The sequence below is a fragment of the Bacillus sp. AFS023182 genome (genome assembly GCF_002560575.1).
Lineage (GTDB): Bacteria > Bacillota > Bacilli > Bacillales > Bacillaceae_G > Bacillus_A > Bacillus_A arachidis.
Genome location: NZ_NTRO01000037.1, coordinates 1 through 16,606 on the forward strand (window position 1 = coordinate 1; position 16,606 = coordinate 16,606).

The following is a 16,606-nucleotide window of genomic DNA, read 5'->3' on the forward strand; positions in this document are numbered from 1 at the left end:
CATTAATGGGGTTCACTTTAGGAAAGAACCTTAGCCACCCAGGGCTAAGCAGTCGCCTCCGCTTTTTGTTATTACCTACGTTTTCTGCTTAATCCCATTGCATTTTCAACTTTACGTAGTTGTTTGAATGCAACGTGGTTTGCTTTTTCAGCACCTTTGTCAAGGATTTCATCTAATTCAGGAGAGTTGATTAGTTCGTTATATTTTTCTTGAATTGGACGGATTGCTTCTACGACCACTTGGGCTAAGTCACCTTTAAAGTCGCCGTATCCTTTTCCTTCGTACTCCGCTTCTAGTTCTTCAATTGTTTTGCCTGAGAATGAAGAGTAGATTGTTAATAAGTTGGAAACACCAGGTTTGTTTTCTTTGTCGTATTTTACGATGCCGTCAGAATCAGTTACGGCACTTTTAATTTTCTTTTCGATTGTTTTTGGTTCGTCAAGCATACTAATCATTGACTTTGGATTTGGATCAGACTTACTCATTTTTTTCGTAGGCTCTGTTAATGACATAACACGTGCACCTACTTTTGGAATACGAATCTCTGGAATTGTGAAAATTTCACGGAAACGTTTATTGAAACGCTCTGCTAAATCACGAGTTAATTCCATATGTTGTTTTTGATCATCACCAACTGGCACAATCTCAGTATTATAAAGTAAGATGTCAGCTGCCATTAATGGTGGATACGTAAGTAATCCAGCTGGAATAGACTCTTTACCAGATGATTTATCTTTATATTGCGTCATGCGCTCTAATTCTCCAACATATGCGATAGATTGCATAATCCATCCTAGCTGAGCGTGCGCAGGCACCTCTGACTGTACAAATAAAGTTGATTTTTCAGGATCAATACCACAAGCTACATATAGTGCAGCTAGGCTACGGATATTTTTGCGAAGCTGTACAGGATCTTGGGCTACTGTAATTGCATGTTGGTTTACAATGCAGAAATAACAATCATGTTCATTTTGTAACTCCGTAAATTGTTTCATTGCACCTAAATAGTTCCCAAGCGTAATTGTTCCGCTCGGTTGAATACCAGAAAAAATAACTGACATAAGTAATTCCTCCTTAAATTGGATATGTATTGTTAAAGAGTAGGGAGTCGCTTTTTGAGTAATCTAGCTCCAGCGGCAAGAATGATCGGTGGCTTCGCATCTTCCTGAGAGGCAAAAAACGTCTCTACGTCAGGTGCTCCATCCCCCTCACATTCTGAACGAGCCGCTGCCGCTTTTTAAATACAAAAAAGCCCATTCATCCCAAATGATATAGGGACGAATGGACCGCGGTACCACCCTAATTATTTCACAGTTGTGAAATCTCTTGCATCCATTATAACGTTGGATATAACGCCAAAGCCTACTTCTTTCGGTTCGGTTTGGTGCTCAAAAGCCCATTCCATACTGTACAATTACTTGTTCTCACCAACCACAAGCTCTCTGAAATTGCTGCAATATGTACTCTTCTTTCTCATCGCATAAATATGAATTTATTATAAAATAGCTCTGTTTTTAACAGCTGAGCAAGCCGCCACTTTTTGATATAAAATGTTTTGCAAGTAATTATATCATATAGAAAATCGTTTGCAAACTACATCAAAATAGTGAAGCTAATAAGTGTAGAGATGAGACCTAACAGAATACCTGTAAGGCAGATAGGGTATGTCCATGTGAAAGAATACGTTTTATATATTCTTTCTTTTTTGTTTGTTGCTGGTTCTTCTTCTTCAATTAAAGATTCTACTTTTTTGTTCGTTCCAAATACTTTTTGGAACGCATATATCGTTATGTTGAAAAAACCACTTTGAAATAAGAATAAAAACCCCCCTATAATGATGAAAAAGAGCGCAATATAAAACATAATATTGACAAAATTCAACAAATATTGAGCTGAAGATAAGAATGCTCCAATACTAGAAGCGATTATTGCCAACGATATTAGTATACAAGTATGAAAAGAAAGTTTATTCAAAATATTCCCCTCCGTCAAAATATTACTAGAATTATTATACTATAAAAGTTATAATGAGTACTAGGAATAATTATTTGAAAATTATACGCAATTTCGTATTTTATTTCAATATGATGGGAGCAATGTTAAGTACTCCATTTACAAAAAATAAAAAAAATAAACATTTTATTAAAAATTTTAACAAAAAAACAAAAAACTATATTCACAATCGTCACATTATATGTATAATGAAAATTGTAGAAACTTGGAGATTATTCTTTCAATTCTGCTTTTTAGCAAGTGGGGGTACAGGAAGTGCACTTAGGGGAGGCAGTTCAACATGAAGAAAAAGACGTCGCTATTACTTGCATCGACATTGACTGCAAGTATGTTACTTGGGGCTTGTGGGTATCAAAAAGATGATGCCAAAGCAAAAGGGAAAGAAAAAGAGAACAGCAGTAGTAATGGAAAACAAATTGTTAATTTAACGGAACTATCTGAAATTACGACAATGGATGCGTCTATGACATCAGATTCCGCATCTTCAATGGTATTAAATAACACGATGGAAGGATTATACCGTGTTGGAAAAGACCAAAAGGCTACCCCAGGCGTAGCGGAATCCTATGAGAAACTAGAAGATGGTAAGAAATATATCTTCAAATTACGAAAAGATGCGAAATGGTCAAACGGAGATCCTGTAACAGCACATGATTTTGTTTATTCTTGGAAACGTGCAGTGAATCCGGATACAGGCGCTACATATTCTTATATCATGTTTGATATAAAAAATGCAGAGAAAATTCATAAAAAAGAGTTACCAGATACTGAATTAGGTGTAAAGGCAATTGATGACCATACATTAGAAGTAGAGTTAGACAATCCTGTTCCTTACTTTGTTGATTTAACAGTTTACCCTGTGTTCTACCCATTAAATGAAAAGTATATACAATCACAAGGGAATAAATTTGGTTTAGAGGCAACTACAACACTTTACAATGGACCATTTGTACTGAGTGAATGGAAACATGAAAGAAGCTTCCAGTTTAAGAAAAATCCGTCATATTGGGATAACAAAACAGTTAAGCTTGAAGAAGTTAACTTTAATATTGTGAAAGATACAGCAACGGCCGTTAATTTGTATGAGACAAATGCAATTGATCGAGTAGATTTAAAATCTGAATTTGTGGACAAGTACAAATCAAGTTCAGAATTTAAAGCAACGAAAGAAGCAGGAGTTGCATACTTACGTTTCAATCAAGGAAATAAATTTTTAGCAAATAAAAATTTACGTAAGGCAATTTCAATGTCCTTTGAACGTGAAAATGTTGCGAAAGTTATCTTAAATAATGGAGCTATCCCGGCGTATGGATTTGTTGGTAAGGATTTTGCTGAAGGGCCTAATAAGAAAGACTTCCGAGCTGAAAGTGGAAAACTTGTAGACACGAATGTAAAAGAAGCGAAGAAATTATGGGACACAGCAAAGAAAGAGCTTGGTACAGACAAAGTTGAATTAGAGTTGTTAAACTTTGATAACGAAGATTCTAAGAAAATTGGTGAATTCTTAAAAGGTGAGATTGAAAAGAATTTACCAGGAGTGACAATCAAGATTAAACAGCAGCCATTCGCACAAAAAAATAAATTAGAAGATGCGCAGCAATATGATGTTTCTCTTGGTATTTGGGGTCCAGACTACCCAGATCCAGTGTCATACTTAGATATGTTTGTTACTGGTGGTACACAAAACAAAACAGGGTATTCAAATCCAAAATATGATGAACTAATTTTAAAAGCAAAAACAGATACGAAAGATTTACAAGCTCGTTGGGACAATCTTTTACAAGTTGAAAAAATGTTAGTTAAAGAAGATGCGGTGATTGCACCAGTTTACCAAAAAGGAGCATCTTATATACAAAAGGGTATCGTAAAAGATATTGCCAAACATAATTATGGTGGTAAATATTCCTTTAAATGGGCATCTGTTGAGCAAAACTAATTTTTATTCCATCGTTTACAAGGGTATATGCCTATGATGGGCGTATGCTCTTATTTTAAAAAAATAAAAGTAAGAATATTTCAAACTATCTTATTGCTTTTGAGAAAAATGGGGAGGTGCTTGATTATGGGACGTTATGCATTAAAACGTTTCGTGTACATGGCTTTGACGTTATTTTTAATTACTACGTTGACATTCTTTTTAATGAAATTACTGCCGGGTTCTCCGCTTAAAAACCAAGAGAAATTATCTCCGGCACAAAGAGAGATCATTTTGGAAAAATACGGTTTGAATGATCCGGTACCAGTGCAATATGCGCGCTACTTAGGAAACTTAGTAAAAGGTGATTTAGGAGTATCATTCCAATATGATAACCGTCCAGTAACTGAGATGATTGTTGATCGTATTGGACCATCAGCACAACTTGGATTCCAAGCAATTCTATTAGGAACATTTATAGGCCTAATTTTAGGGATTGTTGCAGCACTTCGTAATAATACATGGGTGGATTACGGGGCAACCATAATTTCCGTACTCGGGATGTCGGTACCATCATTCGTATTCGCAGCATTATTACAATATTTTGTAGGGGTAAAACTTGGTTGGTTCCCAGTGGCATTCTGGAAAGGACCTGAATTTACAGTTATGCCTACGGTTGCTTTATCGATGGCGGTTATCGCAACGATTGCTCGTTTTGCTCGTGCAGAATTGATTGAAGTTATGCAAGCTGATTACATTTTAACAGCGAAAGCAAAAGGGATTAGTCAAGGAGTTATTATTATAAAACACGCACTTCGTAACGCATTGATTCCAGTTGTTACAATTTTAGGACCAATGGTTGCCGGGTTAATTACAGGAACACTTGTTATTGAACAAATCTATGCTGTACCTGGACTTGGGGAACAGTTTGTTAAATCCATTCAATTAAATGACTATACAGTTATTATGGGAACAACAATTTTCTATAGTGCAATCTTTATTTTAGTTATTTTTATCGTGGATATTCTATATGGAATTATTGATCCTCGTATTCGTTTAGCGGGAGGGAAAAAATGATGAAAGATTTACAGAAATTATCTCCAGATCTATTCCAAATAGCTAATCAAAGTAACATTGATAATGAAGTCATTGCCCGTCCGAGCTTAACGTTTTGGCAAGATGTGAGAAGACGTTTGTTTCAACATAAAGGAGCAATGTTTGGACTTGTATTGCTGATCCTTATTGCGCTTTTGGCAATTTTTGGACCGATGGTAAGTAAATATTCTTATAAAGATCAAGATTTAGGCCGTGCAAAAATGCCGCCGAAAATTCCAGTGCTTGAAAATGTTCATTGGTTACCATTTGATGGTACAGACCAATACGGCGTTGATCAATATGAGAAACGTGATATTAAAGAGTATTTCTGGTTTGGTACAGATGATCTTGGGCGTGATCTTTGGACAAGAACATGGGAAGGAACACGCGTATCATTATACATCGCTCTTTTGGCAGCGGCAATTGACCTAGTAATTGGGGTTGCATACGGAGGTATCTCAGCGTTCTATGGCGGACGAGTAGATAATATCATGCAGCGTATTATGGAAATTATTAATGGTATTCCGTATTTAATTATCGTTATTTTGATGGTAATTATTATGGGATCAGGTATTTGGTCCATTACACTTGCGATGGCCATTACCGGTTGGATTGGTATGTCACGGATTGTGCGTGGACAGATATTAAAATTAAAGAACCAAGAATATGTATTAGCATCTCGTACATTAGGTGCAACAAATACACAATTAATCGTAAAGCATTTAATTCCGAACGTAATGGGACCAATTATCGTTATGACAATGTTTACAATTCCTACAGCAGTGTTCGGTGAAGCGTTCTTAAGTTTCATTGGACTTGGTATTCAACCACCATTTGCATCGTTAGGTTCTCTTGTAAATGAGGGGTATAAATCGATTCAAACATATCCACATATGATGTTCATCCCTGCGGTTGTCATCAGTGTGTTAATTTTAGCATTTAACTTAATGGCAGATGGATTACGCGATGCGCTAGATCCAAAAATGCGTAAGTAAACGAGGAAGGAGAGGTAAAAATGAAAACATTGTTAGAGGTAAAAGATTTACAGGTCTCCTTTGATACACACGCTGGCGAAGTACAAGCTGTTCGCGGAGTTACATTTGATTTGAAAAAGGGAGAAACATTAGCGATTGTAGGAGAATCTGGTTCTGGGAAATCAGTTACTTCGAAAGCGCTAATGGGATTAATCCCTAATCCTCCAGGACGCATTAAAGATGGAGAAATTGTATTTGATGGTCGTGATTTAACAAAATTAACGGAAAAAGAAATGCAGCAAGTGCGTGGGAAAGAGATTGCAATGATTTTCCAAGATCCGATGACATCATTAAACCCAACGATGACAATCGGTAATCAAATTATGGAAGGTCTTATTAAACACCAAGGGATGAGTAAAGCGGATGCTCGTAAAGTTGCTTTAGAGCTTCTTGACCTTGTTGGAATTCCAAACCCAGAAGCGCGTTTAAAGCAATACCCACACCAATTCTCTGGTGGTATGAGACAACGTGTTGTTATCGCAATGGCGCTAGCTTGTAATCCGAAATTATTGATTGCGGATGAGCCGACAACAGCACTGGACGTTACAATTCAAGCGCAAATTTTAGAACTTATGAAGGACATTCAGCAGAAAACAGAAGCAGCGATTATTTTCATTACGCATGATTTAGGCGTAGTAGCAAACGTTGCGGACAGAGTTGCAGTTATGTATGCAGGTAAAGTTGTTGAAATTGGTACGGTTGATGAAATTTTCTACAACCCAAAACATCCGTATACATGGGGATTGATCGCATCTATGCCAAGTTTAGATGGTTCAGAAGCTGAGTTATATGCAATTCCTGGAACGCCTCCAGATTTATTAAAACCGCCAAAAGGGGATGCATTTGCACCACGTAACCCACAGGCGTTAAAAATTGATTTCGAAATGGAACCACCGTTATTTAAAGTAAGTGATACACATTATGCAGCAACATGGTTACTTCACGAGCAAGCACCAAAAGTACAACCGCCAGAAGTCGTTCAAAAACGAATTCTTCAAATGAAAGCAGGTGAACAACATGACTAATCAACGTGAGAAATTAATTGAAGTAAAAAATGTTAAGCAGCACTTTAATGTTAGTGGTGGTGTTGTAAAAGCGGTCAACGATATTTCATTTGATATTTATCGCGGTGAAACATTTGGACTTGTAGGGGAATCTGGTTGCGGAAAATCAACAACTGGAAGAACGATTATCAGGTTATACGATGCAACTGGTGGAGAAGTGTTGTTCGATGGTGAAAATGTACATGGTAAGAAGTCACGTGCAGAATTAAAGAAATTTAATCGTAAAATGCAAATGATTTTCCAAGATCCATATGCGTCATTAAATCCTCGTATGACAGTTGGAGATATTATTGCAGAAGGCATTGATATTCACGGTTTAGCAAAAAGTAAAAAAGACCGCATGGATCGTGTGCATGAATTATTGAACACAGTTGGTTTAAATAAAGAGCATGCCAATCGTTTCCCGCATGAGTTCTCTGGTGGACAACGTCAACGTATCGGAATCGCTCGTGCACTTGCGGTAGAACCAGAATTTATTATTGCGGATGAGCCGATTTCAGCACTTGACGTATCGATCCAAGCGCAAGTTGTAAACTTATTGAAACAACTGCAAAGAGAAAAGGGTTTAACATATTTATTCATCGCCCATGACTTATCTATGGTAAAATACATCAGTGATCGCATTGGTGTTATGTATCGCGGTCAAATTGTTGAATTAACAAGTAGTGACGAGTTATACGAGAATCCAATTCATCCGTATACAAAATCACTATTATCAGCAATTCCGCTTCCAGATCCAGATTACGAGCGCAATCGTAAGCGTATCGTATACGATCCATCTCAGCATCAATATGGAAATGAAGAGCCAAAGATGCGAGAAATCCGTCCAGGACATTTTGTTCTTTGTTCCGAAGCAGAATACAAGAAATATAAAGAAATCTATCAATAATAGAAAAGAAGCGGCCTGGGAGGTCGCTTCTTTTTTTATACATACAAATTAGAAAACTGATATAAACTCTTACTTTTTGGATGGGAGAGAGCATCAGCTCATGTAGGCGGTCAGATCCCCATACTTTATGAATTTCCTTTTGTATTAAGCTTGAACAGGTGCTGACTCTTCAGAAGTCTCCGGTTTAACAAGTGCATAATTTTCCCAAGCTCTACTTCTCCAGCGGAAGAACATGATGATCGCGCGCGTCCACTCATCAATGGCAATGGCTAACCAAATACCAGGCAGTCCCATATGTAAATAAAATACAAAAAAGTAGCCAAGTGGTAAACTCATTAAGACCATTGAGAATGCCCCGATTAAAACAGGATATTTTGCATCACCAGCAGCCCGCAAAGAATTAATGATTACAATATTCATTGTTCGCCCTGTTTCTAGCAGAATACTTAATAAAAGAACGGTTGATCCTAAAGTGATAATATCATGGTTATTTGTAAATAGTCCCATTAACTGTGTACGGAATGTTATGACGAGAATGACCATACACAACGTGACACCGATGGCCCATTTTACACTTTTCCACACGCGTATATATGCTTCATCTTTCGCATTTCCACCAACTAGACGCCCAACGATGATTGCTGTTCCCATTCCGATGGCGATAGCAAATAAATAAGTAAACATTGAAATATTTGTCGCGTATTGTCTTGCGGCCAAGGATTCTGTTCCTAAGTATGTCGCATAATATAAAAAGACAATTTGACATGCTTGATACATAACTTGCTCAAAAGCCGATGGGATACCAATTTTTAAGATTTTTCCTACATATTCTTTTGATAAAGTGAAGTAGTATTTTAATTTGACGCGGTATTCCATGACGCGATATAGTAGCCAGAAGAAAACAATGAGTGCGATAAGTCGGCTGAAAGCAGAGGAAATAGCTGCCCCTTGAACACCGAGTTCAGGCATACCGAACTTTCCGAAAATAAGTATATAATTTCCAGCAATATGAAGGATATTCATCCCTAGTGAAATGAACATCGCTTGTTTTGTAAATCCATGAACACGAATAATTGCGGCCAGTGAATTGATAATGGCTTGAAGAAAAATAGCTCCCCCGACAATCGATAAATAATTTTGGGCGTAAGTCAATACATCACCTTGTAAATTCATTGCAGTCATCATATGTTTTGAGAATAAAAGAAAAACTGCGCTTATAACGAGCCCGACTCCTAAATTTAAAGTGATTGCTAATGCGGATATTTTTGATGCTTCCATATATCGTTTAGAACCAAGATACTGCGATACAACAATAGCAGCCCCATTTCCGATTACTTCTAGTACTAAGATTGCGATATGAAGGTATTGATTCGCAGCTCCAACACCTGATACGGCGTCATCTGATAGTGCACTTAGCATAAAAGTATCAGCAATCCCCATTAACATAAAAAGAAACACTTCTAAAAAAATGGGCCATGTTAAGAAGAATAAATTTAACTGTTCTTCTTGCCCTTTTTTGGATGTAACCTCTGTCATATCATCCCTCACTTTACTGATATCTTTTTAAACAAAATGTATCTTAACACACTTTAGCAACACTTGCATTGATTTTGGAACTTGGTTAACAAATATATATTTCAAAGAAAAATAGGACATATATAGGTACAAATATAGAAGCGGTCGGATCCTTTTTTAGCCCCATGCCGAGTGAAGACAAAAGGAGAGAAGAGTGGAGATATCTTTTTTAGATCAGCAACCTATATAGAAAAATCAAAATGGATTTATGTATGGTGCATGTGAAATTATAATAAAAGTTTTGCAGACTTGATGAAAGGGAGAACTAACGTATATGAGAAGGGAATAATCATGCGAAAAATATTATATAATATAAAATTAATTATACTCTGATAATTTAGATAATTAAAAATGTGGTTAAATTTAGTATTTTAGGTGTTTAAATACGCAATATAAAACGTTTGCAAAAAATGTTGTATTAGCAGAAAATTTTAATAAGATAGGAAAATAAATATACAAAGAATGTATTTATGTGTATAATATGAATTATTAGAACATACATATATTTCTTTCTGTTTGAAAATGGAAGGGCTAACATTTTTGGGAGGGGTAGCAGAATGAAGAAAAAAGTACCAGTTTTTGTAGCATCGACATTAGCAATGAGTATGATTTTAGGGGCGTGTAGTAGTTATCAAAAGGACGAGCCACAAGCGAGTGCAAAAGGGGATAGCGGCAAGGCTAACGGGAAACAAGTCATCAATTTAACTGAAACACAGGAAATTCCAACAATGGACCCAGCATTATCAGCTGATGCAGTATCATCACGAGTGATGAATAATACGATGGAAGGGCTATACCGCCTTGATAAAGGAGACAAACTTGTCCCCGGTGTAGCAAAATCAAGTGAAAAATCGGCAGATGGGAAAAAATATACGTTTAAATTACGCGAAGATGCGAAATGGTCAAATGGAGATCCTGTAACAGCGAAAGATTTCGTATATGCTTGGCAGCGAGCGATTAATCCAGATAAAGCTGCAGTATCAGCATATATCATGTTTGATGTGAAGAATGCACAGAAAATTAATAAAAAAGAAATGGCGCCAGATCAATTAGGGATAAAGGCCGTTGATGATTATACATTAGAAGTAGAATTAGAACATCCAGTTCCTTACTTTGAAAATTTAATGATTTATCCACTTTTCTATCCAGTAAATGAAAAGTATGCAAAAGAGCAAGGGGACAAATTTGGTTTAGAGGCAAATACGACACTATATAATGGACCGTTTGTATTAAGTGAATGGAAACATGAAAGAAATTTCCAAATACAGAAAAATCCATCATACTGGGACAATAAAGTAGTGAAGCTAGACGAAGTGAACTTTAATATTGTAAAAGACATGGCAACATCGATTAACTTATATGATACAAAAGCGATAGATCGTGCTATTTTGAGATCTGAGTTTGTTGATAAATATAAAGGGGATAAAGAGTTTAAAACTGAAAATGAAGCTACTATATCCTACCTTCGTTTCAATCAGAAAAATGAAGCTTTAGCAAATAAAAATATACGTAAAGCAATTTCTCTTGCCTTTGAACGTAAACCACTTGTTGAGACGATTTTAAACAATGGCTCTACTGAAGCGACAGGATTAATTCCAAGCAAATTTATTACTGGGCCAAATAAAAAAGACTTCCGAGCTGAAAATGGGGAGTTAGTAAAAGCAAATGCGAAAGAAGCGAAGAAATATTGGGAAGCTGGTAAAAAAGAATTAGGAAAAGATAAGATTGAGATTGAGCTATTAAATGAAGATGTAGATTTATCTAAGAGAACAGGGGAGTATTTAAAAGGAGAGTTAGAAAAGAACTTACCTGGTTTTACATTAAAAATTAAGCAACAGCCATTTGCGCAAAAGCTTAAACTTGAAGAAAGTGGAGACTATGACATGACATTTTCTTTATGGAGTCCAGATTTCCCAGATCCAGTAACGTATCTTGATATGTTTGTAACAGATGGTGCGCAAAATAGAATGAAATATTCTAATCCGAAATACGATGAAATTATTATGAAAGCGAAGACTGACGGTAGCGATGTACAAGCACGCTGGAATAGTTTACTTGAAGCAGAAAAAATACTACTGGATGATGCGGCAATTGCTCCTGTATATCAACGCAGTTCAGCTTACTTACAACGAGGAACAGTGAAAGATATTTATAAACATAATTACGGCGGAGATTTAAGCTTCAAATGGGCATCGGTAGGAAAATAATTTAAAAAGAAGCAGGAGAAATTCCTGCTTCTTTTTAGTATGTTCGTTTTTTATAAATCCCTTTTCCGCCAACTTGCTTCCAGCCGGATTGTACTTCCGCACTTTTATCAACAAATTTCATTTTCTCTTTCCCGCCAAATAGCTTTTCGCCAATGCCATTTGTAATGACACCAATCAATGCTGTAATTCCAATAACGAGGGCAGCGACAATGGCAAAATCAATAAAAAAAGCAACCATATGGAATTCCTCCTTTTGCCTGTCCGTAACTTTATTGTATGAAAAAAAAGAAAGAAAAGAAAGAAAAGTTAGAAAATAAATTTATTTTACTTGAAAATAAGCTAGACAGTAACTAGGGGATTTGATAGAATGGAAAAGAACAAATGTTCTGTGTGCTCGTATGTCTTACATTTCACCTCTGTTTTATGATGAAAAGAGTAAGGAAACGATATCTTTAGCAACTGGTTGATTGGATGGACAGCTTCTATAAACATGTTAAGAAGTAGCACCAAAGGTATATATATTAATAAAGTAGAAGGATTTGTTCCATGAAAAATCCATGACAATTTTAGCTTAATGAAAGATGAGTTTTCCCATTGAGAAAGGAAATTTCCTGTATATTTCTTTCTCAATCTATTGTATAATGATTATAGAAGTTACTTATTTAAAGTAATTGTTGTTTAATAAGAGTTACTTGCTTAAAAGTTGTTGTTTACATGTAAGGCAATTTTTCATTATGTTGTAGGATAAGTTATAGTGGGGAATTGCTGGAAAATAGAAATTTAAACTGTAAGTAGTACAGAATTTGTACTCTTTAAGGAGAGTGAGTCTTGTATGGTAACACTATATAGTTCTCCAAGTTGTACGTCTTGTAGAAAGGCGAAATTATGGCTAGAGGAAAATCATATTCCTTATACAGAACGCAATATTTTCTCGGATCCATTAACGATTGAGGAAATTAAAGAAATTTTACGCATGACAGAAAGCGGAACGGATGAGATCATTTCAACTCGTTCGAAAGTTTTCCAAGAGTTAAATGTTAACTTAGAATCTTTACCACTTCAAGATTTATATAAGATGATTCGTGACTACCCAGGCATTTTACGCCGTCCTATTATGATTGACGAAAAACGCCTTCAAGTAGGTTATAACGAAGATGAAATTCGTCGTTTCTTACCACGTACAGTAAGAACATTTCAGTTACGTGAAGCACAGCGTCTTGTAAATTAATAATAAAAGTTTTGTATATGAAAACCTTCTACTGTAAAGTAGAAGGTTTTCGCATACATATATTCATTTGTATACAACCCATTTTGATTTTTGGCTATATAAATTGCTACTATGCTTGGGAGGATGCTCTCTTCCGCCTAAATAGAAAGGCTTTTCAGTTTGAGTTTATATAAATTTATATCAAATTAGAAAATACAAACTTCACTTTGCATTTCCTAATTTGATATGTTGCACAATAAATCCAATTGTTAATACTGTGAAAATAAAGAGGAAGGGCATACTTGTTGCAAAGATAGGGTTTTGCTGAAAAAAGTTTGTAAGCCGTGTTTCATGGGTGATCATTTTTCCAGCGGTGTAAGCAAGAACTGCTCCTCCGCAATAAATGAGAAAAGGAAAACGCTCCATAAGTAGTAAGATGAGCTTGCTTCCCCAAATAATAATAGGAATGGAAATTAATAATCCGATAATCACGAGTGTGAAATTTCCATGAGCAGCCCCCGCAATCGCAAGGACATTATCAAAACCCATAACGAGATCGGCAAATACAATTGTACGAATCGCTTGAAATAATGTCGTTTTTCCTTGTATAGAAGAAAGATCATCGCTATTATCAGTAAGTAAATTTACGGCAATCAGTGTAAGTAAGATGCCACCAATAAGCTGTAAGAAAGGAATATCGAGTAAGTAGACGGCAAGTATTGTAAGGAGAATTCGCAGTACGATTGCTAGGCCCGTACCAATAAAGATCGCTTTATTTCGTTTCGATTCGGGCAAGTTTCGGCTTGCAAGTGCGATTACAATTGCATTATCGCCGCCTAATACAACATCGATACCGACAATCATTAGTATAGATGTCAAAAAATCTAACTCCATTATTTTGCCTCCATTTATTCTGTTTTAATAAAGAGTACAGGTGTGGATATATGTATAGAATAAAAAAAGCCTGACCAGCTCTATTACAATTGTACGGTGCGAAGTGTAATTGTATGTCCATTTTTTTATTAATGAGGTTTATATGGTAAGTGTATATAATGGAATATATAAGAGTAAGGAATTATACTTGATTTGCGAACAATAATCTAGGCGAATGACTGTTTTTGTAAAATAAAACGATTTTATTTCCATTCTGGAGAATCTTATCATAAAATGAAAGTACAAGAATCTATTGATTTGTCATATGAGTGGGGAATCCCTTCATAACAATTCCAAATAGGAAGGGAGAGTTGTATTTTGGACATTGAAAGAATTAATGATCATACGATGAAATTTTTTATTACGTACATTGATATAGAAGATAGAGGGTTTAATCGTGAAGAGATCTGGTACAATCGTGAACGAAGCGAACAATTGTTTTGGGAAATGATGGATGAAGCGCACGATTATGATGATTTCTTTATTGATGGACCACTGTGGATTCAAGTACAGGCGCTTGATAAAGGCATTGAAGTACTTGTAACAAAAGCGCAGCTTTCAAAGGATGGACAAAAATTAGAATTACCAATAGGTCTAGATAAAATTATTGATATCCCTCTAGATGAGCGGATTGAATCACTATTTCAACAAGAATTAGAGGAAGAGATAGAGGCGGGGACAAACTTTAACGAAGATGGAACATTAGGCTTTTTAATTAAATTTGATGATTTTGAAGATGTCATTTCTTTAAGTCATCGTCTCATATTTGAAGATATAAAAGATGAATTGTATTCGTTTGAAGACCGCTATTATGTATATGTTGAATTCGATGAAGTGCTACACGATGAAGAAGAAATTGACCGTATTTTAAGTATTATTTTAGAGTATGGGGAAGAATCTACATTAACGGTTCACCGTGTAAGTGAGTACGGCAAACAGGTCGTTAAAGAACATGCACTTGAGACGATTCGCAGTCATTTTCCTTCTAAAACTTAGGCCGATTTCAATATTATGAAATCGGTTTTTTATATGCTGGGTATGACAATAGAAATGCTTCGTAAGTAGGGGGGAAGAAATGAAAAATACGCTAAAGTTACTTGTCTTTTTTCTAGGTTTATTCGCAGCGTTTGTTTCGTTACGCATGTTTATTGATGTAGCATTTTATTCGGATGTTATAGGCATAAAAGATATTTCGTTTTTAGGAATTATAAGTATCGTATTTACTGTTTCTGCATTTTTAATTGGGTGTGTTATTTTCTTAGAAAACAGGCATCCATCTAAAACACTGACGTGGTTAATTGTACTAGGCATTTTTCCTGTAGTTGGTTTTTTTGCCTATTTATTATTTGGACAAAATTTTCGCAGAAAACGAATGTTTCAAAAGAAGGCTCTTTTGGACGAACAAGCTTTTTTGCAGTACAAAGGGCATGATGATTATAACGAACGCATTTTGCAAAATCATAAACATCAAGAATTATTATTTCGTTTAGCGGATAGGCTTGGCGCCTTAAATATTTCATTTCAGACAGAAACAAAAGTGTTAACGAATGGTGATGAAACGTTTCAATCGATTTTAGCAGGATTGCAAAGAGCGAAGCATCATATTCATATGGAATATTATATTGTACGTGATGATAAGCTCGGTACACAAATTAAAGAGATTTTAATGCAGAAGGCGCAGGAAGGTGTTACCGTCCGTTTTTTATATGATGCGGTTGGAAGTTTCAAACTGTCAAATGCTTATATTGATGAACTAAACGATGCAGGTGTAGAAATGATTCCATTCTTTCCGGTTCGTTTTCCAATTTTAAACGATAAAATTAATTACCGAAATCACCGGAAAATCGTTGTGATTGATGGAAATGAGGGGTTTGTAGGCGGGCTAAATATTGGTGATGAATATTTAGGGAAAAATAAATATTTTGGATTTTGGCGAGATACACATTTATATTTACGAGGTGAAGCAGTTCAAAGTTTGCAACTCATATTCCTGCAAGATTGGTTTTATATGACAGGTGAAGCTGTATTAGCACCTGAATATTTACAGGCGAAAGCTGTTGATGGAGATCATTGGGGCGGTGTACAACTTGTTGCAGGCGGGCCGGATAATAAATGGGAGACAATTAAGCATCTTTATTTTGCAATGATTGCTTCGGCAAGGAAGTCCATTTGGATTGCTACACCATATTTTATTCCAGATGATGATATTTTATCTGCATTAAAAGTAGCAGCTCTTGCTGGCATTGATGTCCGTTTATTAATGCCGAGTAAACCAGATAAACGGACTGTATTTTATGCATCGAGGTCTTATTTTCCAGAGTTATTAGATGCAGGGGTAAAGATATATGAATATGAAAAAGGTTTCCTGCACAGTAAGATTGTCATTGTTGATTCTGATTTAGCATCAATTGGTACAGCGAACATGGATATGAGAAGCTTCCATTTAAATTTTGAGGTGAATGCCTTTTTATATGATACAAATAGTATTCGAAAGCTTGTTAAAGATTTTGAAGATGATTTACAAGTATCAAGTGAAATTCATGTGGATCGCTTTCATAGACGCCGTCTTCATAGGAGGATTGTGGAATCAGCGTACCGTTTACTATCGCCTTTATTATGAAGAAGAGGATATTCTTACAAGGATGTCCTCTTTTTGTTTAGAAAGGAATTTGTA

The 16,606-nt window shown here is 35.8% G+C and carries 15 protein-coding genes and 1 other annotated feature; of the genes, 10 read left to right on the forward strand and 5 right to left on the reverse strand.

Features of this window, described 5'->3' with window-relative positions; all coding sequences use genetic code 11:
* Positions 1 to 71 precede the first annotated feature (71 nt).
* Both trpS and CN288_RS18145 read right to left on the reverse strand, forming a co-directional pair.
* On the reverse strand, positions 72 to 1,061 hold the full coding sequence (gene trpS, locus CN288_RS18135; protein WP_026590455.1) for a tryptophan--tRNA ligase: 990 nt from the start codon (positions 1,059 to 1,061) through the stop codon (positions 72 to 74).
* Between the two features lie 209 nt (positions 1,062 to 1,270).
* Positions 1,271 to 1,486, reverse strand: a binding site (T-box leader).
* A 107-nt stretch (positions 1,487 to 1,593) separates the two neighbouring features.
* Positions 1,594 to 1,974: a DUF3899 domain-containing protein gene (locus tag CN288_RS18145; RefSeq protein ID WP_026590454.1), complete on the reverse strand. Its 381-nt coding sequence runs from the start codon at positions 1,972 to 1,974 to the stop codon at positions 1,594 to 1,596.
* A gap of 110 nt (positions 1,975 to 2,084) precedes the next feature.
* Here CN288_RS18145 and CN288_RS30065 point away from each other — a divergent pair, with 110 nt between their 5' ends.
* The 6 genes from CN288_RS30065 (at position 2,085) to CN288_RS18175 (ending at position 8,010) form a co-directional block, all read left to right on the forward strand.
* Positions 2,085 to 2,297: a hypothetical protein gene (locus CN288_RS30065; RefSeq protein WP_026590453.1), complete on the forward strand. Its 213-nt coding sequence runs from the start codon at positions 2,085 to 2,087 to the stop codon at positions 2,295 to 2,297.
* The gene (locus tag CN288_RS18155) at positions 2,294 to 3,949 is read left to right on the forward strand and encodes a peptide ABC transporter substrate-binding protein (protein WP_098302782.1); all 1,656 of its coding nucleotides are present in this window, start codon (positions 2,294 to 2,296) and stop codon (positions 3,947 to 3,949) included. The genes CN288_RS30065 and CN288_RS18155 overlap by 4 nt, the downstream gene beginning before the upstream one ends.
* A gap of 126 nt (positions 3,950 to 4,075) precedes the next feature.
* Complete coding sequence (gene opp3b, locus CN288_RS18160; RefSeq protein WP_026590451.1) at positions 4,076 to 5,005, forward strand: oligopeptide ABC transporter permease; 930 nt, start codon at positions 4,076 to 4,078, stop codon at positions 5,003 to 5,005.
* Positions 5,002 to 6,018 (forward strand): oligopeptide ABC transporter permease, encoded by a 1,017-nt coding sequence (opp3C, locus tag CN288_RS18165; protein ID WP_026590450.1) that lies wholly within the window; start codon positions 5,002 to 5,004, stop codon positions 6,016 to 6,018. Before opp3b ends, opp3C begins: the two co-directional genes overlap by 4 nt.
* A 20-nt stretch (positions 6,019 to 6,038) precedes the next feature.
* Positions 6,039 to 7,082 (forward strand): ABC transporter ATP-binding protein, encoded by a 1,044-nt coding sequence (locus CN288_RS18170; protein ID WP_098302783.1) that lies wholly within the window; start codon positions 6,039 to 6,041, stop codon positions 7,080 to 7,082.
* Positions 7,075 to 8,010: an ABC transporter ATP-binding protein gene (locus CN288_RS18175; protein ID WP_026590448.1), complete on the forward strand. Its 936-nt coding sequence runs from the start codon at positions 7,075 to 7,077 to the stop codon at positions 8,008 to 8,010. Before CN288_RS18170 ends, CN288_RS18175 begins: the two co-directional genes overlap by 8 nt.
* A 144-nt stretch (positions 8,011 to 8,154) precedes the next feature.
* On the opposite strand, the gene CN288_RS18180 is transcribed toward CN288_RS18175, so the two are convergent.
* Positions 8,155 to 9,546 (reverse strand): MATE family efflux transporter, encoded by a 1,392-nt coding sequence (locus tag CN288_RS18180; protein ID WP_090693270.1) that lies wholly within the window; start codon positions 9,544 to 9,546, stop codon positions 8,155 to 8,157.
* A gap of 596 nt (positions 9,547 to 10,142) precedes the next feature.
* Here CN288_RS18180 and CN288_RS18185 point away from each other — a divergent pair.
* The gene (locus CN288_RS18185) at positions 10,143 to 11,792 is read left to right on the forward strand and encodes a peptide ABC transporter substrate-binding protein (protein WP_098302784.1); all 1,650 of its coding nucleotides are present in this window, start codon (positions 10,143 to 10,145) and stop codon (positions 11,790 to 11,792) included.
* Between the two features lie 34 nt (positions 11,793 to 11,826).
* Here CN288_RS18185 and CN288_RS18190 read toward each other — a convergent pair whose 3' ends face one another.
* The gene (locus CN288_RS18190; RefSeq protein WP_000225326.1) at positions 11,827 to 12,030 is read right to left on the reverse strand and encodes a hypothetical protein; all 204 of its coding nucleotides are present in this window, start codon (positions 12,028 to 12,030) and stop codon (positions 11,827 to 11,829) included.
* A 594-nt stretch (positions 12,031 to 12,624) separates the two neighbouring features.
* On the opposite strand from CN288_RS18190, the gene spx reads away from it, so the two are divergent.
* Positions 12,625 to 13,020 (forward strand): transcriptional regulator Spx, encoded by a 396-nt coding sequence (spx, locus tag CN288_RS18205; protein ID WP_000258267.1) that lies wholly within the window; start codon positions 12,625 to 12,627, stop codon positions 13,018 to 13,020.
* A 201-nt stretch (positions 13,021 to 13,221) separates the two neighbouring features.
* Here the strand turns inward: spx and CN288_RS18210 are convergent, their stop codons facing one another.
* Positions 13,222 to 13,893, reverse strand: a complete 672-nt coding sequence (locus tag CN288_RS18210) for a TerC family protein (RefSeq protein WP_026590445.1) — start codon at positions 13,891 to 13,893, stop codon at positions 13,222 to 13,224.
* Between the two features lie 357 nt (positions 13,894 to 14,250).
* On the opposite strand from CN288_RS18210, the gene mecA reads away from it, so the two are divergent.
* Positions 14,251 to 14,928 (forward strand): adaptor protein MecA, encoded by a 678-nt coding sequence (gene mecA, locus CN288_RS18215; protein ID WP_026590444.1) that lies wholly within the window; start codon positions 14,251 to 14,253, stop codon positions 14,926 to 14,928.
* Between the two features lie 79 nt (positions 14,929 to 15,007).
* Positions 15,008 to 16,552 carry a cardiolipin synthase gene (cls, locus tag CN288_RS18220; protein WP_090693262.1) on the forward strand — a complete coding sequence of 515 codons (1,545 nt, stop codon included), beginning with the start codon at positions 15,008 to 15,010 and terminating at the stop codon, positions 16,550 to 16,552.
* Positions 16,553 to 16,606: the final 54 nt, after the last annotated feature.